The 23,664-nt window shown below is 38.4% G+C and carries 29 protein-coding genes, 1 tRNA gene and 1 pseudogene; 21 read left to right on the top strand and 10 right to left on the bottom strand.

The features are described 5' to 3' along the window. Nucleotides 1-20: 20 nt before the first annotated feature. Nucleotides 21-491, bottom strand: coding sequence for a hypothetical protein (locus RBR61_RS01575; protein WP_320341752.1), 471 nt, complete (start codon nucleotides 489-491; stop codon nucleotides 21-23). A 146-nt stretch (nucleotides 492-637) separates the two neighbouring features. Between RBR61_RS01575 and RBR61_RS01570 the strand changes: the two genes are divergently transcribed. Together RBR61_RS01570 and RBR61_RS01565 are read left to right on the top strand one after the other, a co-directional pair. Then, the gene (locus tag RBR61_RS01570; protein ID WP_320341751.1) at nucleotides 638-1,966 is read left to right on the top strand and encodes a hypothetical protein; all 1,329 of its coding nucleotides are present in this window, start codon (nucleotides 638-640) and stop codon (nucleotides 1,964-1,966) included. 140 nt (nucleotides 1,967-2,106) lie between these two features. Continuing rightward, nucleotides 2,107-3,066 carry an ABC transporter permease gene (locus RBR61_RS01565; RefSeq protein WP_320341750.1) on the top strand — a complete coding sequence of 320 codons (960 nt, stop codon included), beginning with the start codon at nucleotides 2,107-2,109 and terminating at the stop codon, nucleotides 3,064-3,066. Nucleotides 3,067-3,070: 4 nt separating this feature from the next. On the opposite strand, the gene nusA is transcribed toward RBR61_RS01565, so the two are convergent. Beyond that, a complete protein-coding gene (nusA, locus tag RBR61_RS01560) occupies nucleotides 3,071-4,207 on the bottom strand; it encodes a transcription termination factor NusA (RefSeq protein WP_320341749.1) in 1,137 nt (378 codons plus the stop codon). A gap of 173 nt (nucleotides 4,208-4,380) precedes the next feature. On the opposite strand from nusA, the gene RBR61_RS01555 reads away from it, so the two are divergent. Genes RBR61_RS01555 through RBR61_RS01520 form a run of 8 tightly spaced genes read left to right on the top strand, consistent with a single transcriptional unit; the run spans nucleotide 4,381 to nucleotide 9,877 of the window. Continuing rightward, nucleotides 4,381-4,626 carry an HP0268 family nuclease gene (locus tag RBR61_RS01555; protein WP_320341748.1) on the top strand — a complete coding sequence of 82 codons (246 nt, stop codon included), beginning with the start codon at nucleotides 4,381-4,383 and terminating at the stop codon, nucleotides 4,624-4,626. 9 nt (nucleotides 4,627-4,635) lie between these two features. Beyond that, complete coding sequence (gene miaB / locus RBR61_RS01550) at nucleotides 4,636-5,937, top strand: tRNA (N6-isopentenyl adenosine(37)-C2)-methylthiotransferase MiaB (RefSeq protein WP_320341747.1); 1,302 nt, start codon at nucleotides 4,636-4,638, stop codon at nucleotides 5,935-5,937. Next, entirely contained in the window at nucleotides 5,930-6,553 is a 624-nt protein-coding gene (locus RBR61_RS01545) for a lysophospholipid acyltransferase family protein (RefSeq protein WP_320341746.1), read from the top strand. Before miaB ends, RBR61_RS01545 begins: the two co-directional genes overlap by 8 nt. After that, a complete protein-coding gene (locus RBR61_RS01540) occupies nucleotides 6,543-7,001 on the top strand; it encodes a hypothetical protein (RefSeq protein WP_320341745.1) in 459 nt (152 codons plus the stop codon). Before RBR61_RS01545 ends, RBR61_RS01540 begins: the two co-directional genes overlap by 11 nt. Beyond that, entirely contained in the window at nucleotides 6,979-7,815 is an 837-nt protein-coding gene (locus RBR61_RS01535; RefSeq protein WP_320341744.1) for a tyrosine-type recombinase/integrase, read from the top strand. The genes RBR61_RS01540 and RBR61_RS01535 overlap by 23 nt, the downstream gene beginning before the upstream one ends. After that, nucleotides 7,815-8,834, top strand: coding sequence for a hypothetical protein (locus RBR61_RS01530; RefSeq protein ID WP_320341743.1), 1,020 nt, complete (start codon nucleotides 7,815-7,817; stop codon nucleotides 8,832-8,834). The genes RBR61_RS01535 and RBR61_RS01530 overlap by 1 nt, the downstream gene beginning before the upstream one ends. Continuing rightward, complete coding sequence (locus RBR61_RS01525; RefSeq protein ID WP_320341742.1) at nucleotides 8,824-9,348, top strand: hypothetical protein; 525 nt, start codon at nucleotides 8,824-8,826, stop codon at nucleotides 9,346-9,348. The genes RBR61_RS01530 and RBR61_RS01525 overlap by 11 nt, the downstream gene beginning before the upstream one ends. Then, a complete protein-coding gene (locus RBR61_RS01520) occupies nucleotides 9,338-9,877 on the top strand; it encodes a hypothetical protein (protein WP_320341741.1) in 540 nt (179 codons plus the stop codon). Before RBR61_RS01525 ends, RBR61_RS01520 begins: the two co-directional genes overlap by 11 nt. Here the strand turns inward: RBR61_RS01520 and tilS are convergent. Next, nucleotides 9,867-10,871 (bottom strand): tRNA lysidine(34) synthetase TilS, encoded by a 1,005-nt coding sequence (gene tilS, locus RBR61_RS01515; protein ID WP_320341740.1) that lies wholly within the window; start codon nucleotides 10,869-10,871, stop codon nucleotides 9,867-9,869. The two genes, RBR61_RS01520 and tilS, sit on opposite strands and share 11 nt — an antisense overlap. Then, nucleotides 10,864-12,177 carry a 30S ribosomal protein S12 methylthiotransferase RimO gene (gene rimO / locus RBR61_RS01510; protein ID WP_320341739.1) on the bottom strand — a complete coding sequence of 438 codons (1,314 nt, stop codon included), beginning with the start codon at nucleotides 12,175-12,177 and terminating at the stop codon, nucleotides 10,864-10,866. The genes tilS and rimO overlap by 8 nt, the downstream gene beginning before the upstream one ends. Before the next feature lie 112 nt (nucleotides 12,178-12,289). Between rimO and RBR61_RS01505 the strand changes: the two genes are divergently transcribed. After that, on the top strand, nucleotides 12,290-13,498 hold the full coding sequence (locus tag RBR61_RS01505; RefSeq protein WP_320341738.1) for an aminoacetone oxidase family FAD-binding enzyme: 1,209 nt from the start codon (nucleotides 12,290-12,292) through the stop codon (nucleotides 13,496-13,498). 3 nt (nucleotides 13,499-13,501) lie between these two features. Here the strand turns inward: RBR61_RS01505 and RBR61_RS01500 are convergent. From RBR61_RS01500 to RBR61_RS01485, 4 genes are all read right to left on the bottom strand, one after another. Then, nucleotides 13,502-13,581 (bottom strand) — tRNA-OTHER (locus RBR61_RS01500). A gap of 46 nt (nucleotides 13,582-13,627) precedes the next feature. Then, the gene (locus tag RBR61_RS01495; protein ID WP_320341737.1) at nucleotides 13,628-13,873 is read right to left on the bottom strand and encodes a hypothetical protein; all 246 of its coding nucleotides are present in this window, start codon (nucleotides 13,871-13,873) and stop codon (nucleotides 13,628-13,630) included. Nucleotides 13,874-13,887: 14 nt separating this feature from the next. Further along, a complete protein-coding gene (locus RBR61_RS01490; RefSeq protein WP_320341736.1) occupies nucleotides 13,888-14,142 on the bottom strand; it encodes a Txe/YoeB family addiction module toxin in 255 nt (84 codons plus the stop codon). Continuing rightward, complete coding sequence (locus RBR61_RS01485) at nucleotides 14,139-14,393, bottom strand: type II toxin-antitoxin system prevent-host-death family antitoxin (protein ID WP_320341735.1); 255 nt, start codon at nucleotides 14,391-14,393, stop codon at nucleotides 14,139-14,141. The genes RBR61_RS01490 and RBR61_RS01485 overlap by 4 nt, the downstream gene beginning before the upstream one ends. A 98-nt stretch (nucleotides 14,394-14,491) precedes the next feature. Here RBR61_RS01485 and RBR61_RS01480 point away from each other — a divergent pair. Continuing rightward, nucleotides 14,492-14,725: pseudogene (locus tag RBR61_RS01480) on the top strand (addiction module antidote protein); the annotation flags it as partial. A 42-nt stretch (nucleotides 14,726-14,767) separates the two neighbouring features. On the opposite strand, the gene RBR61_RS01475 reads toward RBR61_RS01480, so the two are convergent. Together RBR61_RS01475 and RBR61_RS01470 are read right to left on the bottom strand one after the other, a co-directional pair. Beyond that, on the bottom strand, nucleotides 14,768-15,079 hold the full coding sequence (locus tag RBR61_RS01475; protein WP_320341734.1) for a hypothetical protein: 312 nt from the start codon (nucleotides 15,077-15,079) through the stop codon (nucleotides 14,768-14,770). Continuing rightward, on the bottom strand, nucleotides 15,076-15,732 hold the full coding sequence (locus RBR61_RS01470; protein WP_320341733.1) for a hypothetical protein: 657 nt from the start codon (nucleotides 15,730-15,732) through the stop codon (nucleotides 15,076-15,078). Before RBR61_RS01470 ends, RBR61_RS01475 begins: the two co-directional genes overlap by 4 nt. Nucleotides 15,733-15,900: 168 nt before the next feature. Between RBR61_RS01470 and RBR61_RS01465 the strand changes: the two genes are divergently transcribed. The 9 genes from RBR61_RS01465 to mobF form a co-directional block, all read left to right on the top strand. Beyond that, nucleotides 15,901-16,095, top strand: a complete 195-nt coding sequence (locus tag RBR61_RS01465) for a helix-turn-helix domain-containing protein (RefSeq protein ID WP_320341732.1) — start codon at nucleotides 15,901-15,903, stop codon at nucleotides 16,093-16,095. 135 nt (nucleotides 16,096-16,230) lie between these two features. Continuing rightward, nucleotides 16,231-16,701, top strand: a complete 471-nt coding sequence (locus RBR61_RS01460) for a helix-turn-helix domain-containing protein (protein WP_320341731.1) — start codon at nucleotides 16,231-16,233, stop codon at nucleotides 16,699-16,701. A gap of 226 nt (nucleotides 16,702-16,927) precedes the next feature. Continuing rightward, nucleotides 16,928-17,485: a hypothetical protein gene (locus RBR61_RS01455; RefSeq protein ID WP_320341730.1), complete on the top strand. Its 558-nt coding sequence runs from the start codon at nucleotides 16,928-16,930 to the stop codon at nucleotides 17,483-17,485. Next, nucleotides 17,482-18,060, top strand: coding sequence for a hypothetical protein (locus RBR61_RS01450; RefSeq protein ID WP_320341729.1), 579 nt, complete (start codon nucleotides 17,482-17,484; stop codon nucleotides 18,058-18,060). Before RBR61_RS01455 ends, RBR61_RS01450 begins: the two co-directional genes overlap by 4 nt. Before the next feature lie 11 nt (nucleotides 18,061-18,071). Then, nucleotides 18,072-18,230, top strand: a complete 159-nt coding sequence (locus RBR61_RS01445) for a hypothetical protein (RefSeq protein WP_320341728.1) — start codon at nucleotides 18,072-18,074, stop codon at nucleotides 18,228-18,230. Between the two features lies 1 nt (nucleotide 18,231). Then, a complete protein-coding gene (locus RBR61_RS01440) occupies nucleotides 18,232-19,020 on the top strand; it encodes a hypothetical protein (protein ID WP_320341727.1) in 789 nt (262 codons plus the stop codon). Further along, a complete protein-coding gene (locus RBR61_RS01435) occupies nucleotides 19,017-19,364 on the top strand; it encodes a hypothetical protein (RefSeq protein ID WP_320341726.1) in 348 nt (115 codons plus the stop codon). Before RBR61_RS01440 ends, RBR61_RS01435 begins: the two co-directional genes overlap by 4 nt. 18 nt (nucleotides 19,365-19,382) lie before the next feature. Then, on the top strand, nucleotides 19,383-19,706 hold the full coding sequence (locus RBR61_RS01430) for a hypothetical protein (RefSeq protein ID WP_320341725.1): 324 nt from the start codon (nucleotides 19,383-19,385) through the stop codon (nucleotides 19,704-19,706). Nucleotides 19,707-19,897: 191 nt separating this feature from the next. Further along, nucleotides 19,898-23,664, top strand: a 3,767-nt coding sequence (gene mobF / locus RBR61_RS01425) for a MobF family relaxase (RefSeq protein WP_320341724.1), incomplete at its 3' end; no start/stop codon positions are given.

Below are 23,664 nucleotides of genomic sequence, written 5' to 3'. Positions count from 1 at the left end.
TATGGCTTTTTATAGCAGATCTACTTCTTGCCGATAACAGGCATAGAACTGATCTTGTTTACGTGTGAGTTCTTCTCGTCTGTTGTGTGGTTAGAGTTGTAAACAGAAATTTTATCTACATACTCTTGCAGAGTGAACGCTCTGTCCTCTTCCTTATATTTAGACTGTACCTCTTTTTGTTTCTCTACCTGCTGAGCGGTGAGCTCCTTTAAAACTACGCCCGTCTCACTCTCCACAAGTTTTGCAGAGCCGTCCTCATTAGGGATGATCTTAACTTTGGTATCTCCGGTAGGAGCCTCAGTTCCCGCGACAATAGGTTCCCACTCGTTCTTTAACCAGTTGTCCAGTGCTTGCTGCATATAGCCACTCTTTTTCTCTTTTTTCCCGGCAACGCTGTTTAGTGCTTGGTTCTGAGATGGGTTCGCACCATCCACTTTACTACATGCACTAAAGAGTGTAACTGCCAATATTGTCATAATAATGTTTTTCATAATGTAAGTATACAGAAAATAAATAACAATATGGCAAAAAATATTAGTTTATTGGTGTAAGTTAAACTTAATTTAAAGTTTTCTATGACATTATGATGACAATATATTGACAGATTATTGACAATATTAAAACTAGGAGAGACGAGATGAAATTAACAAAATTAAGTTTAATAGCAGCAATGCTAATAGGTTCAACTGCATTTGCAATTGAAAACACAAAAGTTTCTGGTAACGTAAGTGTGTTCTACGGAACAATGGATTCTGACGTTGGTACTTACAAGAGTGTTCTTGGTGGAACTACGCCTTCGTTTTTTGATGCTGAAGGTGCTTATGGCAATGCTGCTGCTAACTTAGAGTTAACTACAGATCTTACTAAAGGTGTGTCTGCAGGTGTTAAAGGTACTTATGTTACTACTTTAGGTTTGGAGAATAACTTAGTAGATAATACTTGGTCGAATGTTCACACTATATCGGATGCTGCTGGTGCTAGTTTTGCTAGTGAACTTGGCGGTAAACAACTTGATGATGCATTCTTTATGGGTGAACTATGGGTAGCAGGTACTGCATTTGACACTACTGTTAAAGTTGGACGTCAGTCTGTTGACACTCCTTTGGCGTTTACTGAGACTTGGGGAATCGATCAAAATACTTTCGAAGGTGCTGTTTTAATCAACCAAAGCATTCCTGATACTACATTGGTTGCTACATACCTTGGTAAGCACAATGGTTCAAGCTGGGATCCAAAAAACACTGGTAATCCACTTGCTCCGGGAACATTAAATGATATTAATTTAGGTGGTGTTCAAGGTGGTGCTGCTCAAGCTGGAATCACTTCTCAGGGTGGCAAGTTTAATACTTTTGGAACAAACGGTGTTTATGTTGCAGGTCTTGTAAATAACACTATCAAACCATTGACAGTTCAAGCTTGGTACTATAGCCTACAGCAACTTGCAGATGCAATGTGGTTTCAAGCGGACTTAAATGTTGGTGGTATCTTAGCTGGTGTTCAATATACTGAAATTGAAGTAAATAACTCTGATGAAGATGAAGCTTTTGCTGCTATGTTAGGTTATGAAGCTAAAGATGTTGCTACTGTTAAAGTTGCATACTCTGATGTAGACGACAAAGGTACTTTAGGTGTTTCTAACGTTGCTACTACTACCGGCCAGTCTAAACTATATACTGAGATGTGGTGGGCTTACGGTAACGTATCTTCTACAGGTGCTGAGTCTTACTCTATAACTGCTGAGGGAACCGTTGCAGGTGTTGATCTGCTTGCAGGTTACTATGTGGCTGACATTAACCCAAGTGCAGCAGTTGATACTGAGGTGACTGAGATCGCTCTGGTTGCATCTAAATCATTTGGTCCGTTAGATACTTCTGTAGCATACGTTATGGATAATCAAGAAGATAATGTAGCTAATACTGATAATGATACTAATCATATTCAGATTTATCTAACATACAACTTCTAATCATTGCCATACACCCTTTTATAAGCTCATCTTCCCCGACCTCCTTCCGGGGGAGTGAGCCCTCCTCATCTTCTCCTTTCCTGTTTTGTGTGAAGATGAGTAGGTCTCATTTTGATCTTTTTTAGCTATAATTTTTTTCAATGAACAGATTAATTAAAAAAACGGCATACATACTTTTTATGCTTCTTCTTATCTCCGTCATCTCATTTTTGGCAATCCATGCTGCACCCAACAGCTTTTTTGGAGCAGGGGAGCTAAACCCGAATATGACGGACGAGGCAATAGCCGCGCTAAAAGCGGTATACGGTCTTGACAAACCTCTGTGGCAGCAATATACAGACTGGGTTATAAACATCTTTAGCCTAAATTTCGGCATCTCTTTTGTAAGCGGTCAGGATGTAAGTGCCGAGATACTAAAGCGCCTCCCCGTAACATTAACTATGAATATAACCGCGCTTGTTGCCGTATTTGTAATATCTCTATATTTAGGGATAAAAGCAGCACTTAACTATGAGAAGAAGAGCGACTATATTATCCGTCAGATATCTCTTATCTCGTTCTCTATGCCTTCGTTTTACTTGGCACTTCTTTTTATCATCTTTTTCTCTTTGACCTTGGGGTTGTTTCCTATCTCGGGTCTGCACTCCGTAGAGCCAAAAGAGGGAGCTCAGTACTATCTTGATATGGCATGGCATCTGGTCTTGCCGGTCGGCGTTATGATATTTGTGGGGCTTGGAAGCATGATAATCTATATCCGCTCTTTGACTCTGGAGATACTAAAGAGTGATTACTACTACTTCGCACTCTCCCGCGGTTTGGGTAAAAAAGAGCTTCTTAGCTACTACATACTTCCAAATCTTCTGCCGCCGATAATCACTCTTTTGGGGCTATCTTTGCCGGGGCTTATAGGAGGAAGCGTTATTTTGGAGTCTATTTTCGGGATAGAGGGAATGGGACAGCTCTTTTATATGAGTGCCCTGAGCCGTGATTACCCGATAATAATGGGTACTTTGATGATCACGGCGTTTTTGACTCTTTTAGGCAATATGATAGCGGATTTGCTCCTTTTGAAGCTAAATCCTTACATGGCAAGAGAGTAGTTGGCTAGTTAAACAGAGCTGCCAAAGCGTCAACGCTCTCTTTTTGTTCGCTGCTGCTCTCACTGCCATCTTGCTCAGATTTGTCACTCTCTACAAGCTCTATATTTAGACCGCTAAGCATAGAAGCAAGACGTATATTTATACCGCCTTTACCGATAGCTTTTGATTTCTGATCACTTGAGAGCGTGATGATAGCTTTCTCGGCTTCTCCGTTCTCATCTTTTACGATCTCAACCGCAGAGATGATAGCGGGGCTCATTATTCTTGATAGAAAAAGCTCAGGAATACTCGTATACTCGATACAGTCTATATTTTCACCGATAAGCTCTTGACTGACGGCATTGATACGAACGCCTTTAACGCCGACCGTTGCACCGACCGCATCAACTTGCGGGTGCATACTAACAAGCGCTATTTTAGCTCTCTCACCCGGAATACGCGCGCTCTTTTCTATAACGACCGTTCCGTCTGCTATCTCAGGAACTTCAAGTGCCAAAAGCTCTTCTAGAAATTTTGGAGAGGTACGCGAGAGTTCGATCTGAATACCGTTCTCTTTATCCATGTTGACACGTCTTACAACGGCTTTTAGATGGTCTCCCACTTTGAAAACCTCGCCTTTTATACGGCTCTTCATAGGCAGTACCGCACGGACTTCATCAACATCTATATATGTCGCGTTATTGTTGTCAACTCTTGTTACTCTGCCTGTTACCAGTGTTCCTATCTTAGCTTTATATTTATTGAATATCTCATCTTCTATAAGTCTTTGAACATGGTACTCTATCTCGCGGTGAAGGGTTGAAGCGGCAGTTCTGCCGTACTCTTCCAAGTCATGCGGAATTTGGAGCTGATCGTCAAGTTCTACCTGATCGTCATACTCTCTGGCTTCTGTGATAGAGATATAAGCAGGAGCCATCTCTTCATCTTTTAGCCTCTCATCATCGTCTGCAACTACTGTTATCGTCTGAATGACGTCAAGAGTTTTTGTCTGGTTGTTTATTACCGCCTCAAAGGCGAATTTCGGGTTTATGACCCTTTTTGCTGTTTGAATAAATGCTGTTTTTAGCGCCTCTTTTACCTTCTCAGGTTTAAGACCTTTTTCATGTGCTATTGCTTCAACTATATCTAGAATTTTTTCCATTACTGTATCCTGTACAAAATTGTCTCATAAAAAACAGTGTTAAAAATATTTTTAGGGATTTCTTATGAAGAGTGATATTATACCAAAAATAGTCATAAAATTAGCTTTAATACGATTTTTAGTAGAGTTTTACTATAATGCAAGAAAATATAGCATTGATATAAGGAAAGATTATGGATTTAAAGTTTGCAAGAACAGATATTACGGCAAAACCTAAAAAAGCGGAATTAGAAAAGATAGAAGCTGCACTAGAGAAGCAGGAGAGCGCCATCTTTTACTTTGACAGAGAAAATTCACACAAAGATCTTTTAGAGCTTCAGGACTATTTCGAGGCAAAAGGAAAAAGTTTTTATATGAACGAAGTAAAATACGGACTCGCAGATAACGAGTATATGTACCAAGTTCACATCATAAACTAAGAACCTTTAATGTCAAAAAAACTATTTATTGAAACATTGGGCTGTGCGATGAACTCTCGCGACAGCGAGCATATGATCGCCGCACTTAGAGAGAAAGAGGGTTATGAGACTACAGATGATCTAAAGAGTGCAGACCTTATTTTAATAAATACATGTTCGGTCAGAGAAAAACCAGTTGCAAAGCTTTTCTCTGAGCTTGGAGTTTTTAACAAGAAGAGAAAAGAGGGAGCCAAGATAGGCGTTTGCGGCTGTACGGCATCGCATCTTGGCGAAGAGATCATTAAAAAAGCGCCCTATGTCAGTTTTGTACTGGGGGCTAGAAACGTCTCTAAAATAACGGAAGTCCTGCACAAGGACAGAGCCGTTGAAGTAGATATAAACTACGATGAGAGCGAATTTGCTTTTGACGAGTTTAGAACGTCTCCATATAAAGCCTACATCAATATCTCCATCGGATGCGATAAATCATGTACTTACTGCATAGTTCCAAAAACCCGCGGGGATGAGATTTCGATACCTGCAGAGCTTATTTTGCGTGAGGCTAAAAGAGCGGCAGACGGCGGAGCAAAAGAGCTTTTTCTGCTTGGGCAGAACGTCAACAACTACGGACGCCGATTCTCAGGCGAACATGAAAAGGTAAATTTTACAGAACTTCTTAGAAGACTGAGCAAAATAGAAGGCATTGAGAGAATCCGCTTCACCTCCCCGCATCCGTTTCATATGGATGACGAGTTTATAGAGGAGTTCGCCTCAAACCCTAAAATATGCAAATCTATGCATATGCCGCTTCAGAGCGGCTCATCCAAAGTGCTTCGTGATATGAAGCGCGGCTACACTAAAGAGTGGTTTTTAAACCGTGTTGAAAAGTTAAGAAGCGTATGTCCGGAGGTCAGCATCTCAACGGATATTATCGTTGCTTTTCCCGGTGAGAGCGATGAGGACTTTGAAGATACCCTGGATGTTATGAGGAAGGTGAGGTTTGATCAGATATTCTCGTTCAAGTACTCCCCAAGACCTGAGACGGAAGCGGAACACTACACAAATGTAGTAGACGAAGATGTCGCATCTCACAGACTCACAACGCTTCAAAATCTTCATACGGAGATCTTGGATGAAAAGAACAAAACGCATCTTGGCAAGATATACAGAGTCTATTTTGAAGACCTAAATCAGGACTACTATGTAAGCGGGCGAAGCGACAACAATATAGTCATAAAAGTGAAAGGTTCCGACGAACTGCTGGGTGAGTTCAGAGATGTGAAGATCACTCAGATAGGAAGAACTATCTTAAGTGGAGAAGTTGTTGGGTAAAAAGATATTTCGTACATTGGCGTTACTGATCGTTCCCTTTGTGGCATCGCTCTTTATAAGGCTGATCTATCTCACCAATAAAAAGAGATTTAACTCTCCTGAGTCAATAAGCGACGAGCCGACGATCTTTGCATGTTGGCACGGAGAGCTTTTGATGCTTCCCTACTTATACTCCAGATACAGAAAAACCCCTCACGCAAAAGTTTTGATCTCAAGCCATTTTGACGGCATGCTTATCTCAAAAACCATCAAATATTTCGGACTTGGCACCATAGAGGGCTCGACAAACAGAAATGCAACAAGAGTCTTGATGCAAGGAATAAGGGCTCTAAAAGATGGTTATGACATCGGTATTACGCCAGATGGACCAAAAGGACCAAGACATGAGGTCGCAGATGGTATAATAGCGATGGCGCAAAAAGCAAAAGCCAAAATAGTTCTGGTTGAAATGAAGCCGACCAGATTTTGGCAGCTTAAGAGTTGGGACAGATTTACGATCCCAAAACCGTTCGGCACTTTGAACTACTACTCCACATCTCCGATAGATGTCAGTGATATGGATATGCAAGAGGCAAAAAAAGTCATAAAAGAGGGGCTGTTAAAACATGAAATCTAGATTGTTTATTCCGATTATCGCACTTTTTTTGCTGTTTGTAATGGGGGCGTACTTTATAGCAAACCCGTCATATGAGAAGTCGCTTAGAGCTAAGTATTACTACGAGACGGGTGAGTATAAAGAGGCATATACTCTTGCAAAAGAGGCGTTTAGTCTGGACCTCTACAACAGGATGGCGGCTACTATTATGACGCAGTCGCAGACATCTTTGAAATATGTCTCTTATATAGATGATGCAAAAAAGTATATGAAGATCATAGATGAGATCGCCCGCAAAGAGAGCATCTTGGATGCGGATAAGGCAAAAATGAAGATGATTTGCGAGATCATGATAAGCGCATACATAAAACTGGCACCCAGTGTAGTAACAGACGATGAGCTGGTAGAGCAGGCAGCAGAGTACTACGGTAAATTTGAGAAGTTACTTGAAAAAATCAATAGAAGCTAAAAGAGGAGACTTTCTTCTCTACTTAGAAGAGATAAGAGGTTACTCCGACCTTACCATCAAGAGCTACGATGAGTCTCTAAAAGAGGCATTTGCATATATTGAAGTGCTTCAAGAGGGTGGGCATACGCTTTTAAACCTTATGCCTTACCGCATAAAGATCTCCTCGCTAAATCCAAAGACTATCAGTAAAAAACTTAGCGCAATCCGCTCTTTTGCCGAGTACCTAAACGACAACGGCATCAGGGTTGTTTTAAAGGCGGATGAGAGCGTCAAGGTGGCGAAGACCCTTCCAAAGCCTATATCACACAAGCATATCGTAGAAGCGATCTCACACTGCGATCTAAGAGAGAAACTAGTTGTTATGCTTCTTTATACGCTCGGGCTTAGAATATCAGAACTTGCTTCACTTACAATAGGGAATGTATCTGAGAAGTGGATAAGAGTTATAGGAAAAGGTAATAAACAAAGAGATATCCCTCTTTTGGCAAATACAAAAGAGCTGCTTGACGAATATTTGAGTACAACGGCGCAAAAAAAGTTTGTTTTTGAGAAAAATGGCGAAAAATTAAGCCAAAACAGTCTAAGATATATAGTTACAAATGTCTTTAGAAGAGTCGGCTTAAAAGTCACTCCGCATCAGCTCAGGCACTCTTACGCATCGGGTCTTTTAAACGGCAGGGCTCCTATTGCCGATGTCAGCGAGCTGTTGGGACACTCATCTATGGCAACGACGCAAATATATACGAAACTGGGTAGTGCATTGAAACAGGAAAACTACAACTCGGCTCATCCTCTTTGTGGAGCTAAAGAGTAATGGTCGGTAAATTTTTAGAGACTTTATATACAAAAGTTTTTATAAATATCATTGTCGAAAATATACAGACTGTCGTATATGTTGAGGTCTGCTCAAAAAAAGATGTGCTGCAGAGCACGCATAAAGTTTTTGAGACCACAACGATAAACTCCAAGATGTATGAGTTTGTCCGCTCATTTTTTAAAGAGACCCCTTTTTATTACATATCCGTACTCGACAAATCTTCAAATCAAGGAGCCGTTCCCACTTGTGTGCCAAGCGAGATGGAGAAGTATTGTGACATTAACTCGTCTGAGTATATCTGCTACTCTGACAAGTGGGCTTTTTATACCTCGGAGTATGACCTTGAAGCTATAAAACACGAGTACAGGAGTATCGGACTGGATTATATCTTCTCCCCTTTTGCGATCTTGGCCAACTTTTTTAAAGATAAGATAGAGAGCAGTCTCTCTATGTTCGTCTTGGTCGAAGACAACTATCTCTCTTTTACCATTTTTGACAACTTAAAACTGCTTTATGCGGAGTATCTCGATATGCAGCATCACAGGGATGATGAGGATATGCTGATCGACTCTTCGCTTGATGAGGATGACTCTTTTGGCATAGAGGGGATCGATCTTGAAGAGATGAGCAGTATGAACGACGATGATGACGACATCTCAGGTTTTGACGACTTTACAAATATCGAAGACCTCGACAACGGTGACGATATGGATGAGTTTTCCGAGATACAGGAGATCGAAGAGAGAGTAGAGAGCGATGTCGATATTTCAAGTGACGGGTTCAATGAGGATTATCAGAGATTTTCACTGATACAAAGTGCACTAAACACTTTTTACAAAGACCCGAAATATGAGAGCCAGTTTATCGAGACCATCTATATAGCAGACGGCATAGGGACAAGTGCCGAACTCAAGAGCTATCTTGAAGAGGAGATGTTCTTAAACGTATATGTAAGAAAGATAGATCTTGGCGCAGCACTCTCTGAGATGGCAAAGGCAGAGGCAAATGAGATATAGTTACATAAAGGCTAGAGAAAAGACGGTCTTTACAAAAGATATACAGCTGCTTTTTACATTCTTCGGCGTTACTCTCTTTATGCTCTTTAGCACGTACGCTTTTCTGCTTTTTAAAGACTACAGGTTTAAGAGCGAGATAGATGATATTGCCAAGCAAAAGATTCAGCTCCGTACAAATATATCGAGCATGAACGCCCAGATCGCAGTCGTTGAGAAACAGAGCCTATTTTCTGAAAAGGTCTTTACCAAAAACAGCGTTTTAAAAGAGAGCATAAACAATCTCTTTGATCTGGTTCCAAGCAGAATAACGCTCTCTGAGGCAAAGATCATGCAAGACGGGCTTATTCTTTACGGTATTACGCCAAACAAGGATGTTTACAACTTTATGCTTCAAGCCCCGCTGCGTTCCATATTTCATAGAACATACAGCAGTTTTTACCCAGCCCAAAACGGATGGCTAAGATTTGTCTCCACCAACTATATAGATGAAGAGGAGTTAAGCGGTGCAAATTAATTTCTCAAGACAGAACATATACTTGATGGCGATCACGCTCTTTTTGCTTCTGTTCGTCCTTATCTTCTCTTTTGCGGTTCTCATTCCTGAGGGCAAAGAGTACAGGATCAAAAAAGCGGAACTAAAAAAAGAGAGTCTTGAACTAAAGCAGCTTAGCGACTTCTCGATCGAGAAAGAGGTTATACTTCAAAAGCTACAGAGCGATAATCTGCATATCATAAAAGCGTTCGCAACGGAGTTTAATCCCGATAGATTTGAGAAGCAGCATAAATCATTTTTCAGCACTTTGAGCGTATCAAAAACCAGCAAAGCCCAAGATGAAGAGGAGTTTAGTGTCTATGAAGTAAATACGACGTCAGAGATCAGCTCGCCGAAGAGCTTTTACAATTTCCTCGATGCTGTAAATAAAAGCGACTGGATAATAGCCGTGAACTTTCCGATAAACTTCAAAAGAGAGGGTGAGATGATCAGCTCATCTTTTACTATGAAGGTCTACAATAACAAAGAGTCAAACGCCACTAAGCAGTAGCACTAAGCAGCTCTTTTACTTTTAAAAAAGCTTTTTGGTTTTTATACAGATATGGTCTTAGTTTGGGTTCTATCTTTAAAACTCTGCACTCATCTTTGAACTTCTCATCCATCTTGATGCTCTTTTTCTCGTACGGCACAATAAATACGAATCCTCTATCCTGATTTATGATGAAGCGCCTTCCGACAATAACCGCAGGAGTCTCTTTTAGGGCTTCCCGCTCGCTTGCACTAAGCATATAAAGGCGTGATTTCAGATATTTGTCTATTGTGAAAATATCGGCTCTTAGGTTATGAGAACTTCTAAAATATGCAAAATCATTAATGCTTTCAAGCTCTATCTCTTCAATAAGCTCCGCTCTGTCCTCATCGATGTAGTCAAAACTTTTTTTTATCCCGCTTAGGTATTTTTCCAAAAGCGGCAGAGAGTATTTGTGTCTGAAGGAGTTTCTTTTTATATCCTCATCAAAGTTGCTCTCATCTTCAAAATAGTGTTTTTCGTTCGCATGCAGATAGGCTAAAAGCTCTTTTTTGTCCAGGTGCAAAAGAGGGCGTACAAGTTTGTAAAATTCTCTGTTTTGAACGCTCTGCATTCCCGCTATCTCTGCACATCCGGCACCTTTGCAAAACTGCATTAGCATCCATTCGAACCTGTCTCCAAGATGGTGAGCGGTCAAGAGATTGTCATAGCCGTACTCTTTAATAAGCTCTTCAAAAAAAGCGTAGCGTATCTCCCTTGCTTTTGCTTCGAAATTTTGCTCTATCTTTGGCGCTTTTAGCAGATGACATCTGAGATTGTGCGTTTGAGCCAGTTTTTGAGCATATGCCACCTCCTCTTTGCTCTGCTCTCTGACACCGTAGTCGACGATAGCAATATCAAAGGGGATGTTATGTTTTAAGAGAAGAAAAAAGAGAGCGGTAGAGTCCGCTCCGCCCGAGAAGGCCAGGAGGTTTTTTTTATCTTTAAGGTCTGATAAGGTTTTGTCTTTAATCATTATCTACTGTTGCGGTTAGTATGTCTCCGACAATGTCGGTGATCTTGGCTTTGTAAATTTTGCCAAACTCAAGCTCTTCATCGCCGGTTCTGTCATTTACATAGATCTCGCCGTCGATCTCAGGCGCCCAGATGAGCTTTTTTGCGCTTAAGAGATACTCATGCTCTTCGCTTTCGCCGTCAATAACTATCTCAACCTCTTTGCCGATCTCGCGTTGAAGCGAGTTTTTCATAACTTCAGCGGCAATCTCGCCTAAGATCTCGGCTCTCTTGTTGATTGTTTTTGCAGGAATCTTCTCGCTCATCTCGTGTGCCGTAGTCGTCTCTTCATCGGAGTATGCAAAAACATTTATGCGGTCAAAACCGAAATCTGCGGCAAACTCGCACATCTCATCAAACATCTCCTGAGTCTCCCCGGGATGCCCGACGATGAAGCTTGTACGCAGAAACGAGTTAGGGAGTGACTTCATAAACTCTAAAAGTTCCAAGGTCTCTTTTTTGCCGAATCCTCTTTTCATTATACGCAGCATATCGTTGTTTATATGCTGAATAGGCATATCGAAGTAGTTGTGGAAGATCTTGCTTTTTGCTATGTTTTTTAGAAGCGTCATCGATGTTGTAGATGGGTAGAGGTAGAGAATCCTAGCACTCTTTACTCCCTCGATAAGCTCGATTCTCTGTATAAGAAGACTAAGACCGTCTTTAACGTTCTGGTCTCGCAAATAAGAGCTGCTGTCCTGAGATATAAATGAAAAATCATAATACCCTTTTGCAACAAGACCCTCAACCTCTTTTGCAATAGAGTCAAGAGTTCTGGAGTTTAGCTTGCCTTTAAAAGATGGAATTGCGCAGAAGCTGCATGCCTGGTTACACCCCTCGGAGAGCTTTATATAGGCGTGGTAAGTTGAACCCGTTACAACACGCTCGGCACCGTCTATAAGATAAACGGCTTCGGAGAATCTGCTCTTTTTCTCTTGTAGCAGTTCATCGATCTTGTCATAATCGCCAACACCGGTAAAGATGTCAACCTCTGGCATATCTTTAGCCAACTCCTCTTTATATCTCTCGCTAAGGCACCCTGCCATAACCAAAACCGAGTCCTCTTTTCGCGCGTCGTGAAGATTTAGCACCGTGTTTATCGACTCCTGTTTTGCAGCATCTATAAAACCGCAGGTGTTTACTATGATGACATCTGCATCTCCCTGATCATCGGTCAGTTCAAAGTTTTGAAGTTTGCCCATCATCACTTCGGTGTCGACCAAATTTTTTGTGCATCCAAGAGATACGATATGAAGTTTGTTGCTCATTAATTTCCATTTTTTGTAGACTTTTTATAACCATACGAAGTAAAGTTTGGGCAACCTTAGGGTCAAAATCTTTGATTTTGGGGCACCCAAGGTGAAGCCTTAATGAACGAGTATGAGTTATAAAATATATTTTCGTATTATAGCTAAAGGTGCCATAAAGTATAATTTCGACATGAAGATATATGATGTTTTAATACTCGGAGCAGGTGCCAGCGGACTTATGTGCGCGTCAAATTTGGACAAAAAACTAAGCGTTGCAATTGTAGATGGCAACAGTAAAATAGCCCAAAAGATAAAAATCTCAGGCGGTGCAAAATGCAATATTACAAATACCCAGTTAAGCAGAGATAATTACGACGGCGAAAAAGAGTTTATATTTAATGTCTTTGAGACCTTTTCAAGAGATGACCTGCTTGAATATCTAAATAAGAACGATCTTGAACCTGTGGTGAGAAAAAAGCGCTACTACTTCTGCAGAGACTCATCAGATGAGATAATAAATATCTTTAAAAAACATACAAAAAATGCGGATCTTTTTTTAAACAGTGAAATCTTATGGGTAAAAAAAGAGGGCGATATTTTTGAAGTAAAAACTCTCAAAGAGCTCTTTAGAGCTAAAAAAGTGGTCGTGGCAACAGGCGGCAAAAGCTACAAAAATCTCGGTGCGAGTGATATCGGCCTTGAGATCGCAAAGAGTTTTGGCATAAAAGTAAAAGAGTTTACTCCCGCACTTGTCGGACTTACCGTTCAAAAAGAGCAGTTCTGGATGAAAGAGCTTAGCGGTCTTAGCTGTCCTGCCACTATCAAAGTTGATGGCAAAATTCTAAAAGAGGAGCTTCTGTTTGCTCATAAAGGTATAAGCGGCCCCGTAGTTCTCTCAGCATCTCTCTACTGGCAAAAAGGAAATATTTCGATTGATTTTCTTCCCGATAATAATATTTTAGAGCTGATAAAAGGAAGCAAAAAACAGCTAAGTTCGGTCATACCGCTTCCAAAAAGACTCTCAAAAGCACTTTTGGCAGCTCTTGATATAGAAGATGTCGAGTGTAAAAAGGTCACAAATGAGACAAAAGAGAAGTTAGCGAGAATTCACGATTATGAGTTCGCACCTGCGGGAAATTTCGGTTTTTCAAAAGCCGAAGTGTGCCGCGGCGGAGTCTTGAGTGAGGAGCTAAATCCGTATACTATGGAAGCACTGGATGTAAAAGGACTCTATTTTATTGGCGAAGTTGTCGATGTGACGGGTGAGCTTGGCGGATACAATTTTCAATGGGCGTTTAGCAGCGGCGTTGTGTGTGCAAAAGGGATAAATGAAAGTTAGACGTGGTGCTCACAACTGGACTCGAACCAGTGACTTTTACCTTGTCGAGGTAAACTTGCTGTACTTCAAAGTTCCTATTTTATGAGGTTTTAAAGCTTTTAAAAAAGCCTTGCCCCACTTTTTACCACACTATGTAGTAGATTTTTTAAACTGTTGCGACTTTTGAGCCCTTTGTAGTTTTCTGCCCAGCTCTTTAGAAGTTTGCAAATATCCATCCACCGCATTGTGAAAGTTTGTCTCTAACTCACTTGCGCTATCTGCCTCAAAAGTTACTAAATCATCTATAAGCTCTATTTCCCCGAAAAAGAGCTTATCTTCACTAGAATACTTTATCGAGCCGATATAGCCTTTATATTCAATTGTATTATCCACCATTATAGGAATTTCCTTTAATAGTGATATCTACACTGCGCTATCAATATAGCATTTTCGGTTACTTTGTAAACTAGCCTATGTTCTATCGTTATTCGTCTTGACCAGTAGCCCGACCAATTATACTTTAACGGTTCAGGTTCTCCAGTGCCTTTAAACGGTTCTCTCTTTATCTCTTTGATAAGTGCATTTATTTTTTTTAAAATCTTCTTATCAGTTGTCTGCCAATAGAGATAGTCTTCCCAAGCTTCATCTGCAAAAGTGAGATTCATTCTTCTATCAACTCTTTTTTAGTGCCTTGCCCTGCTTCGAGTTGTGCTATGGCACTATTTAACCTTGATGCGTTTGTCATGCTCTGCATAAGGTATGCCGTCTCTTCTATGGATTTGTAATCATCAAGCGAAATCATAACTACAGGCTCTTTGTTTTGTCGAGTAATAACAATAGGAGAGTGATTATGGACAACTGTATCAATAGCAGTAGCTAGATGTTGTCTGATTTGAGAAAATGTCATAGTTTGCATTTTGACTCCTTTTTTAAATGTATGTACAAATTATAGTACATATATGGTAAATGAATGCAAATTTTATAGTATTATTGATATGATAGTATCTTGATAGAAAGGAAGTGATAGCAGAATACCTATCTCAAATCTTAACAGATGGAGATATAGATGAACTCTTAGAAGCTATAGGGCATATTGCAAAAGCAAAAGGGATGAGTCAAATAGCAAAAGATACAGGGCTTGGAAGAGAAAGCTTATACAAAACCTTTCATCAGGGTTCAAAGCCTAAATTTGACACTATTGCAAAAGTGCTCAACTCTCTAGGCGTAAAAGTGCAGGTATCGGCGTAGGCATAACCTACTTAATGATAGATTGACAACGAACCGTTAGCATTATGTAGCCCCGCTCAACTTTATCACGCGCTCTGTAATAGTTTGTGCAAAAGCAAGAGCTGCATCTGTCGGTGACCAAAAGTTGTGATATTTATATTTATCAACCAATACATATTCGTCTTTACTCCAGTTAGCATGATTACTAAAGAAAACTCGACGATTTTGCTCATCCTTTTTGAGAACGAAAAGATAAACAATATCATTAGGTTTAAACTTATTCTGAAAATTTTGTAGTCCTTGGAACAATTTTTTATGCAGGTCTTGATTGGTTATCGGGTTTTCAAGAGTAACCCAATTTTCAATTTTAATCATTTTTTATCTCCATTTTTAATTTGCAAAATTGTATCAAACATTTCTTTTTCTATATTTTTCATTTCTGAAAGAGCGTGATTTATTTTTATAAAATCAGATATATTGTCTATGGTATCTAAAAAATTTCTATAAAAATTTATTAGAAAGTGAATTTCGAGATCATTTAAAGGAGATATCTCAAGCAAAGCCGTTGTTTTATCAATGTCAAGATCTGTTTCAATGATAAATTTAATTAACTCTCTTTTTTTGTAATTAACACAAAGACTATCCACATATTTTTTTAGCTCTTCTTTTTTATCTGAGTTCTTTTTTATCTGAGCTATTTTTTCTTCATAAAGTTTTTTTTGATTTTTAACAAAATCATTTTCTTTTTTAACAAATGCAGGAAAAATGACATCTGCAAACTCTTTGTTTTTATGGGAGTTTGTAGAAGATTGATAAAAAAATTCTGCAACTATTTTTTTTGCAGATTTATCAATAAGGTTTAGATTTTCAAGTTTTGCGACTTTACCCGTCTCCAGAAACTCTTCAAGGTCTTCTCTCGAGAAATATTTATCGAGAAGAGTAATGATAGGGCGATTTTCTTTTTTCCATTTGTAGTAAGCACCTTCTGACGAAGCAAATACAGCAGCCATCGTTTCCTTAAATGTCATTTATAAACCCCTATTCGTATATATAATATACTATCTTTTGTGAAAAACTATAGCATAGTATATATTAAATACTATTTAATGTATTTTTAAGTATATAATATATACAATTGTACTATCAATTACGATTTAAAGTATATATTATATACTAGATAAAATAAAGGAAACGATATGAAAGAATATTACACAACAGAAGAAGTAGCAAAAGGAATAGATGGGTTATTACCAATATCTAAAACAACATTGCGGAACTTGAGAACCGCTCGCAAAATTCGTTTTAGTAAGGTCGGGAATGTTTGTGTTTATAAAAAAGAATGGATCCAAGATTATATAGATAAAAACGAAGTACAACCAATAGCAGGATAGTCGCCTTAGTTCTCGCCACGACCAAATTTTGAGAACTAAGAAACTTTAATTTACAACAACACTTGATAAAAGCATTGTGAGCCGCAATTATACCCTCACACACCTTATTAAGTGCATAAATAAAAAGGCACTAAAATGAAAGAACAAAACTCAGTTAAAAAAAGACGAACAAACCCATATTCCCAAATCGCGAACTCTATTCTTAACGACAGAGAGTTGAGTTTAAAGGCTAAAGGTTTGTACGCGTTTATGTACTCCAAACCGGATGATTGGAACTTCACAGCTTCCTCGATGGCCTCTCAGCTCAAAGAATCGCGAAAAACCATATTGAAATTGTTACAAGAACTAAAAGATTTTGGGATTGTTGAGTATCAAAAAAACCAAAATGGAACAGGAAGATATATTTTAGAGGATGAGATGCCTTCACAAACTCCAAAGTCCCAAAATGACACTTTGGCGCAAAATAGCCAAAGTCCCAAAATGACACCGTGCCATTTTGACACCGTGCAAAAATGGGACTGTATTAATAATACTGATCTTATTAATAATATTGATTTAGTTAATAAGAGGAGAGAGGAGTTTAAAAAAGAAAAAATAAAGGGGTAAGAGTAAATGTAAGTATCCCCTCATGAGCCCTAATGGCATGTTAGAGTTTATGAGAGGTTATTTAACCTCAAGTTATTTAAATTATCAACCCACAACTCAGTCCAGGGTCAAAACCGATTACCACTTACATAGGAGAGAGTATGTAATGTATTAAATTTGATTTTGCATTTGCTGTTTCCTAAAGAAACACTTAAATGTAAAACAAAATTTAACACAAGGTAAAAAAATGAGAAAAATAATTATGAGTGCCGCTTTAGTTGCGGCGATGTTGTTTACAGGTTGCGGAGGGCCAGATCCCCAAAAACTCGCAGAACTCACGGGAGATAAGACTTTTGAGCAGGTGCAAAATGCCTACAAAATGTCAGTTTTTAACAATAAAGCCGGAGAAACTGAGGTTTACGCCTATTATTTGGAGCAAAACGAGGATAAGGTAGTAGGTTTCGATTTTGATAATTTCGCCCTCAAAATTGATACCGATTACCAAAAAGTAGTTAAAGAGCTCGAAGATAAAAAGCAAAAACTCAAAGATAATCTCGACAAAATCTCTCTACGACAACTCAATCAAGAGCTGCAAACTCTTGTATTTATGGGAGGTCGAGCAAAACCAATTGACAATTATATCGCATTTGTAAAAGATTTAAAAAAACAAAAAATCGCGCAAATCGATGCGGAAAAAAAAGCTAAAAAAGAGGCGTGGGAGAAGGAGCGGGCAGAGGCGACAGCCCGAGGTGATGTCGGCACAGCCGTTAGATCGCCTGTAAAAGCGTGGGAGGCTCAAAAATGAAGGAAGTAGATTGGGATGCGCCAGATGATGTGATTGATTTCGAGGATCTTGAGGAGGTCGCAACTCTCCCGGACGATCAGAACTTTGTAAAGAGCGCGGCAAAAAAAGTACATACAGAGCCGCCTCCACCTAAAAAAACGGTGGAGCTGATGAACGAAAAACAAGAAAAAATAATTATGAGTGCCGCAAAACAGGCACAAAAACTCTCAAAAGAGCTTGAAACTCTTGATTTTCAAATTGAAAAATTTAATAAATTCGAGCGAAAAGTTTCAAGTTTTAAAGTTAAAAATACAATCGCGATTGGTGCGGTTGCCCTATTTTTGGGTGGATATATCGGGAGCTTGGCTCAAAGTGAGCTTAACAATTATTATATTAACCAAGAACTCAAGGGTAGGGTAGGCGCCGCGGCTGCGGAGTTGGAGCTGTTACAAAAAGCAAAAAATCGCGGAGTTGTTTTTGCGATCGACGCCGACAGAGTTGTAGTTTGGTCACCGTCTAAAAATGATGCGGTCACGGTGTCCCAAAATGATCAATATAAAATTTTTGAGATTAGTCTTAAAAATACAAAAAAATAAGGAGTTAAATTATGAGTAAAAAAATAGAAATTAGCGAAGAGTTCGTTAAAAAAATTTTAGAAAACGGTGGAGCTGATGAACGAAAAAAACTGATCGAGGATTTGTTAATCGACAGAGATTTTAATTTAAAAATGATTAAAAATCTTGAAAAAAAATTAGAGGAAAAATAAGATGAATGTACTAGTAATTAATTTAAAGGGAGGGGCTGCAAAAACGACAAATGCGTCGTTGATTGCAAGTTTTTTGCCTACAACAAACAAAGAGCAAAACCTACTTATCGAGATTGATAAAATTAATGAAAGCGATTCAAAAATCAAAAGTAAAGATTATAAATCAGTACAAGTTGATTTTTTAAATGAGAGTGACCAATCTTTTTTAGAGTTTGAAAATTATTTACTTGATGAGGGTGTAAAAATAATTGATGTTGGAGCGGTTAAGCTTGAAATTTTTCATAAAAGTATGACTGCCGCAAACCTATATTCAACCATCGATCTATTAATCATTCCAAGTATGGACGGTAGTGATGATATGTTAGTTGCTATGTCCTTTTTACAAACTATTCGCGATGTTATCACTCCCGACCGTATTATGTTTAGTTTTAATCGTTTTAACGACCATGAATATACATCTCATGAAGAGCAGTTCTCGTCATTTTTTGATAAAAAAAGCGAGATAAAAAAGAATTTTGGTATCGATTTATCAAACGAGGATAACTACTACATCTTAAAAGATAGCAGAGCCATAAAGTTATCTCGTGCCAAAAAATGCACGCTTAAAAGTTTGGTTGATACCGATGCGGACGCTATTACTGCGGCTCAAAGAGCTGAGAAGGACCGTGTAAAGAGGTTAGAACTTACACGACAGCGTTCTCTCATCTTGTCTTCACAAAATTTTTATAACGATTATGTGATAAATATGATTGAAAAAATTATGTTTAAACTTCAAAAGAGCTCAAAATGAAAGTGATGAGCGAAGAGCAATTTTCGGAATTTATGACCGATTTAAGCGGGATTATCGGCGAAATTCAGGAAGCTCGAAAAGATTTTGACGCGGTTAAAATGAGGGAAGAGATAGTGAGTGAACTTAAAAAAACCTTAAGCACAAAAAATTCTCTTTTTAAAAGTCTTGAGCGAGAGTCCCTCGAGCTTGAGAGCAACTTGATTGCTCTCAAAAATGTAAAAAAAGAGTTTTTGGAGTGCAAAACAGAGATAGAAACCAGATTTATTATTGCCATCATTGGTAGTATTTTTACGGGTAGTTTTATTACTATTTTGATGATGTGGTTTATGGGTAAGTTCGGGTAATTTTAAAGGAGATGTAAAATGAACATTGAAGAGTTCAAAAAAAAGAACAAGCCGAAAAGAGCTTCAAGTTTGAAAGAGTTTGAGGGCGAAATTTTGGAGCTTAAAAATGATAACTATTCTTTGAAATCTATAGTTCAATTTTTAAAAAAAAATGGAGTTATCACTACTTTTCAAAATGTATCCAAGTTCTTAAAAAGTGCTACAAAAGATACAAAAAATACTCCAATTTCAAAACCTGCTATAAGTGAAAAAGCAAAGAGTGATAATTTTCAAAACTTTAAATTGGAGCGAAAAGGAAAAGATTTGGAGATAAAAGCTGCGCCGGAGTGGGCAACAGAGTAAAAAGCTTATTTCAACTAGTTTCAATTCAAATTCAACTAGTTTCAAATGAGTTCAAATAGTTTCAACACAACTTCAACTAACTTCAATTCAAATTCAACTTAAGTTCAACTCGTAAGAGAGAGGCACCGAACCCACCTTTGAGGTGGAGCGTTGCTTTTAAAAAGAAAAATACTAAAAAAGGAGGAAAAATAATGCTAGCAAGACCCAAAATTGTATCTGCACCCGGGGCTAGAAATTATTTCGAGAACGATACATATTTTATAAGTAATGAATTTGAGCAAGGCTCATTTTACGGCGGCTTAAAAAATGAACTCGGATTATCAGAGTTTAATTTAAAAGATTTTGATGCGCTCTTAAACGGGCGACATCCTCAAAGTGGAGAGCAGTTAATCAAACTCTCAAAAAAAGATTTAGAGGAAAATGGAGATCGCAAGAGAGCTGCATGTGATCTGACATTTGCAGCGGACAAGTCAGTATCTATTTTGTACGAGATTTCAAGTGACGAGGTAAAGGCTCAAATCAGAGAAGCTTTTACAAAGTCTATAGACGAGGCTTTAGATTTTGCAGAGGCTAATTACTCAAATTCAAAAAGCCGGGATAACTTACAAGGTGCAGAGGCGGAGTCCAAAATGCTTTTTACCAGGTTTGATCATTCCGAGAGTCGCAATAATGATATGCACCTGCATCAACACTGCTTGGCTATCAATATGATTCAAGATAAAGAGGGTAATTGGCGAAGCGTTGAGTTTAATCAAATCATGATGAACCATCAACTTATCGGGCAAATCCAGCGTAATTCATTCGCTCAAAAACTTCAAGCACTAGGTTACGAAGTTGAAATAAGTAATGCAAAAGTAGGTAGTTTTAGCCTAAAAAATGTATATAAAGAGTTAAGAGATAAGTTTTCAACTCGTTCAGACGACATAAAAAAAGAGATGGAAGCGAGCGGGCAGACTTCATATAAAGCGACTCATATAGCCCAGAAACAAACTGCAAAATGGAAAGATAAAAATAAAGATAGAGAGCAAATTCAAGAACACAATATTGAGAGGCTAAAAGAAGCAGGCGCAGATATAGAGCTTATTAAATCTCAAAATCCAGACCTTGAAATCCGAAAATTTACCGCTAAAGAGGCGGTTGAAATAGCTATCGAGGACACTACAGATAAAAAATCTGTTTTTACCCGTGAGGATATCTTAAAACACTCTCTCAAGGTTTCTCTAACTACTGATGTATCTTTGTCAGAAATTCAAAAAGAGTTCGAGAACTATTCAGAGCTTATTACGATTAATAAATCACGAAATGAATATACAACTATCGAGGTACTTCAAAAAGAGGAGTATATCTTCTCTAAAAAAGACCTCAAAACTTTCAAAGTTACCGAGGATAAAGAGCAAATCGCAGAGGCGATAAAAGAGTTTGAAACTGAAAAAGGTTTTGAGTTAAAAGAGGGACAAAACAATCTAGCTCACACTATTTTAAGTTCTAATAGTCAGTTCATAGTAGCTCAAGGTGTTGCGGGAGCGGGTAAATCTACATCTCTTGAAATCGTGAAAAATGTCGCAGAGGCTAATAATATAAAAGTCGTAGCCCTTGCGCCGACAGGTACAGCGACAGACAATCTAGCCAAAGAAGCGGGTATAACAGAGAGTTACACCGTCGCTAAATTTATACAAAGCGGCGGTGCGGAGATTAAAGATGCTCTCGTCATTATCGATGAAGCGGGTATGCTAGGTTTAAGAGACACACACGAACTCGTAAAAATTGCCGAAGCTAACAATCTCAAGCTTGTTTTTTCAGGCGACCAAAATCAAAAAAAATCAATCGAGCAAGGCGATATTTTTTCAGGTTTGCAGCGACAAGGTTTTGAGACGGTAAGGCTAAATGAGGGTAACCGTCAGAAAAACGACTTGATGCGAACAGCGGTTTCAAGTATTTTGGATAAAGATATAACCGCTGCTCTTGACATTTTAAAAGACACAACACGAGAGATTACAAATAGTGATGAGAGGCTCAACGCTGCTCAAGAGGAGTATTTAAAAGATAGACATAACTCTTTACTTATTACTACTACAAACGCAGACCGTAGAGCCTTAAACAGCTCTATTCGTTCTTTTTTAGTTAAGGAGGGAGAGATAACAGAATCTCAAACATTTACTACAAGAGAAGTTCCGAGCATGTCAGCCCTTGAAAAAAGAAGTGCTATCTATTATCAAGCAGGCGAAAAAGTTTATCTCTCAAAAAATATAGGTTCTATAAGTGCAGGGCGAGAGGCAAAAATCTTAAGTGTTGATATCGATAAAAATACTTTATCGATAGAGCATACATTCAAAGATAAGGTATTTACAGAAACAGTAGATTTATCTAAACAAGGCAATAGCCTAAATCTCTTCAAAGAGACAAAAACGGATATAGGTATCGGCGACCAGATTATCATGAAAAAAAATGATACTAAATTGGGCTTAAAAAACGGTCAGATTGGAAAGATAACAGCGATAAAGGAGGATGAGATAACGGTTAAGTTTGATAAAAGCGAAAAAACTTTTAGTGTTAAAAACTATAAGTATATCGCCCATGCTTATGCTATCACGGATTTTGCCTCTCAAGGTAAAACCACCGACAAAGTGATTGCAGTCGCTAACTCTCAAGCTGCATCATTTAATGATTTTTACACACAGATTACCAGAGCTAAAAACGAGGCTCACATCATCACAGATGATCTAGAGGAACTTAAAAAACGAGCTGCTAGAGATAGTCAAAAACTAAATGCGAGCGAAATGTTAAAAGCTGCGCAAATAAAACCAGAGGGGATGATACCTATGAAACGAGAAATAAAAACGCTAGAGTCAAGTGAGTTTAATGAACTCTCAAGCAAAACAAAACAAGAGTTGAAGCTTACGGACCCGGCTAAGGTTCTTGATGCTTTAAACATTGATTATAAAATCAAAAACGGGCGTTATGAGTTTAAAGTTAGAGATGAAAATACGGCTAGCGCAAATATGTACATCGACAATAAAGGCGAGTGGAAATATAAGGATTTTGGCGGCAATAACGGCACAATCGAAAATCTCGTTATGGATCTAAAAGATGCAACTTATAAAGAGGCGTTAGAGTTTGCGGTCGCAAATTCAGGCATTCGCAACTATGTACAAGAGAGATTAGATTATCTAAACGGTAAAAACCATACTTATAAAACTCCGAGTGTAAATAATCTTGAAACTATAAAACAAGAAAATATCTCTAAAGTTGAGGCTCAAATCAACTCTAAAGTTGTAGAAACAAAAGAGATAGATAACTATAAACCTGCTCTTGATTATCTTGCAAGCCGTGGCATCTATAAAATACCTAAAGAGTTCAAGATGATCACGGGTCAGTACACCAATAAAAATGAAGAGGTTAAAAAGGCGTTCGGTATCGGTATTGAGTCGATAGGCGGGGGTGCTGATATACACTTCTTAAAGCAAATAGGCAGTTTGAAAACTATGAATTTTGGAGTGAAAAATATCTCTCATTTTAAAAGTCAAGAGCCGGTTAAAAAAGTTGCTATTTTTGAGTCAAAAATGGACTATGCAGCAGCTTATCAAAACCGAGATTTTACAGGTACAGATGTTATTATCGCTAATTCAACAGCTAACCATCTAAAAGTTTCAGAGGCTATAAAAGCCGCTAAATATGAGTCGTTTGAGTTTTACAACCAAAATGATAAGCCAGGGATTGAATTTGTTAAAAATGTAGTTGCCGGAGCGGAGATTAAAAAGTTTGAGTATATCAAATATAAAAAATCAGAAGCAGGGCAAGATATAAATGATCTTCATAAAAACGGTGTCAACACTGAAGAGCGTAAAATTCAAAACAGACAGCCGGAACAAAAAGTCGAAAAAGAAAAAGAGAGCTTTGTCGAAAAAGTTTTAGATAAACTTGAACATACAAGCGATTTAATCGAAATCGCAGTAGATCG

Origin of the sequence: Sulfurimonas sp. (assembly GCF_034005705.1) — a bacterium.
Lineage (GTDB): Bacteria > Campylobacterota > Campylobacteria > Campylobacterales > Sulfurimonadaceae > Sulfurimonas.
The sequence above is the reverse complement of the archived record's forward strand: the minus strand, read 5'-3'. Positions and strand labels throughout refer to the sequence as shown.

What these genes read in the sequence shown, in the direction of transcription:
- miaB (WP_320341747.1), top strand. Translation starts at nt 4,636, where the DNA reads ATGTCAAAAAAACTATTTATTGAAACATTGGGCTGTGCGATGAACTCT.
- RBR61_RS01490 (WP_320341736.1), bottom strand. Translation starts at nt 14,142, where the DNA reads ATGAATCTCACTTTTGCAGATGAAGCTTGGGAAGACTATCTCTATTGG.
- RBR61_RS01495 (WP_320341737.1), bottom strand. Translation starts at nt 13,873, where the DNA reads ATGGTGGATAATACAATTGAATATAAAGGCTATATCGGCTCGATAAAG.
- RBR61_RS01430 (WP_320341725.1), top strand. Translation starts at nt 19,383, where the DNA reads ATGAACATTGAAGAGTTCAAAAAAAAGAACAAGCCGAAAAGAGCTTCA.
- RBR61_RS01455 (WP_320341730.1), top strand. Translation starts at nt 16,928, where the DNA reads ATGAGAAAAATAATTATGAGTGCCGCTTTAGTTGCGGCGATGTTGTTT.
- RBR61_RS01570 (WP_320341751.1), top strand. Translation starts at nt 638, where the DNA reads ATGAAATTAACAAAATTAAGTTTAATAGCAGCAATGCTAATAGGTTCA.
- RBR61_RS01525 (WP_320341742.1), top strand. Translation starts at nt 8,824, where the DNA reads ATGAGATATAGTTACATAAAGGCTAGAGAAAAGACGGTCTTTACAAAA.
- RBR61_RS01440 (WP_320341727.1), top strand. Translation starts at nt 18,232, where the DNA reads ATGAATGTACTAGTAATTAATTTAAAGGGAGGGGCTGCAAAAACGACA.
- tilS (WP_320341740.1), bottom strand. Translation starts at nt 10,871, where the DNA reads ATGATTAAAGACAAAACCTTATCAGACCTTAAAGATAAAAAAAACCTC.
- RBR61_RS01505 (WP_320341738.1), top strand. Translation starts at nt 12,290, where the DNA reads ATGAGTTATAAAATATATTTTCGTATTATAGCTAAAGGTGCCATAAAG.
- RBR61_RS01575 (WP_320341752.1), bottom strand. Translation starts at nt 491, where the DNA reads ATGAAAAACATTATTATGACAATATTGGCAGTTACACTCTTTAGTGCA.
- RBR61_RS01485 (WP_320341735.1), bottom strand. Translation starts at nt 14,393, where the DNA reads ATGCAAACTATGACATTTTCTCAAATCAGACAACATCTAGCTACTGCT.
- rimO (WP_320341739.1), bottom strand. Translation starts at nt 12,177, where the DNA reads ATGAGCAACAAACTTCATATCGTATCTCTTGGATGCACAAAAAATTTG.
- RBR61_RS01465 (WP_320341732.1), top strand. Translation starts at nt 15,901, where the DNA reads ATGAAAGAATATTACACAACAGAAGAAGTAGCAAAAGGAATAGATGGG.
- RBR61_RS01540 (WP_320341745.1), top strand. Translation starts at nt 6,543, where the DNA reads ATGAAATCTAGATTGTTTATTCCGATTATCGCACTTTTTTTGCTGTTT.
- RBR61_RS01450 (WP_320341729.1), top strand. Translation starts at nt 17,482, where the DNA reads ATGAAGGAAGTAGATTGGGATGCGCCAGATGATGTGATTGATTTCGAG.
- RBR61_RS01435 (WP_320341726.1), top strand. Translation starts at nt 19,017, where the DNA reads ATGAAAGTGATGAGCGAAGAGCAATTTTCGGAATTTATGACCGATTTA.
- RBR61_RS01565 (WP_320341750.1), top strand. Translation starts at nt 2,107, where the DNA reads ATGAACAGATTAATTAAAAAAACGGCATACATACTTTTTATGCTTCTT.
- nusA (WP_320341749.1), bottom strand. Translation starts at nt 4,207, where the DNA reads ATGGAAAAAATTCTAGATATAGTTGAAGCAATAGCACATGAAAAAGGT.
- RBR61_RS01555 (WP_320341748.1), top strand. Translation starts at nt 4,381, where the DNA reads ATGGATTTAAAGTTTGCAAGAACAGATATTACGGCAAAACCTAAAAAA.
- RBR61_RS01470 (WP_320341733.1), bottom strand. Translation starts at nt 15,732, where the DNA reads ATGACATTTAAGGAAACGATGGCTGCTGTATTTGCTTCGTCAGAAGGT.
- RBR61_RS01530 (WP_320341743.1), top strand. Translation starts at nt 7,815, where the DNA reads ATGGTCGGTAAATTTTTAGAGACTTTATATACAAAAGTTTTTATAAAT.
- RBR61_RS01445 (WP_320341728.1), top strand. Translation starts at nt 18,072, where the DNA reads ATGAGTAAAAAAATAGAAATTAGCGAAGAGTTCGTTAAAAAAATTTTA.
- RBR61_RS01460 (WP_320341731.1), top strand. Translation starts at nt 16,231, where the DNA reads ATGAAAGAACAAAACTCAGTTAAAAAAAGACGAACAAACCCATATTCC.
- RBR61_RS01475 (WP_320341734.1), bottom strand. Translation starts at nt 15,079, where the DNA reads ATGATTAAAATTGAAAATTGGGTTACTCTTGAAAACCCGATAACCAAT.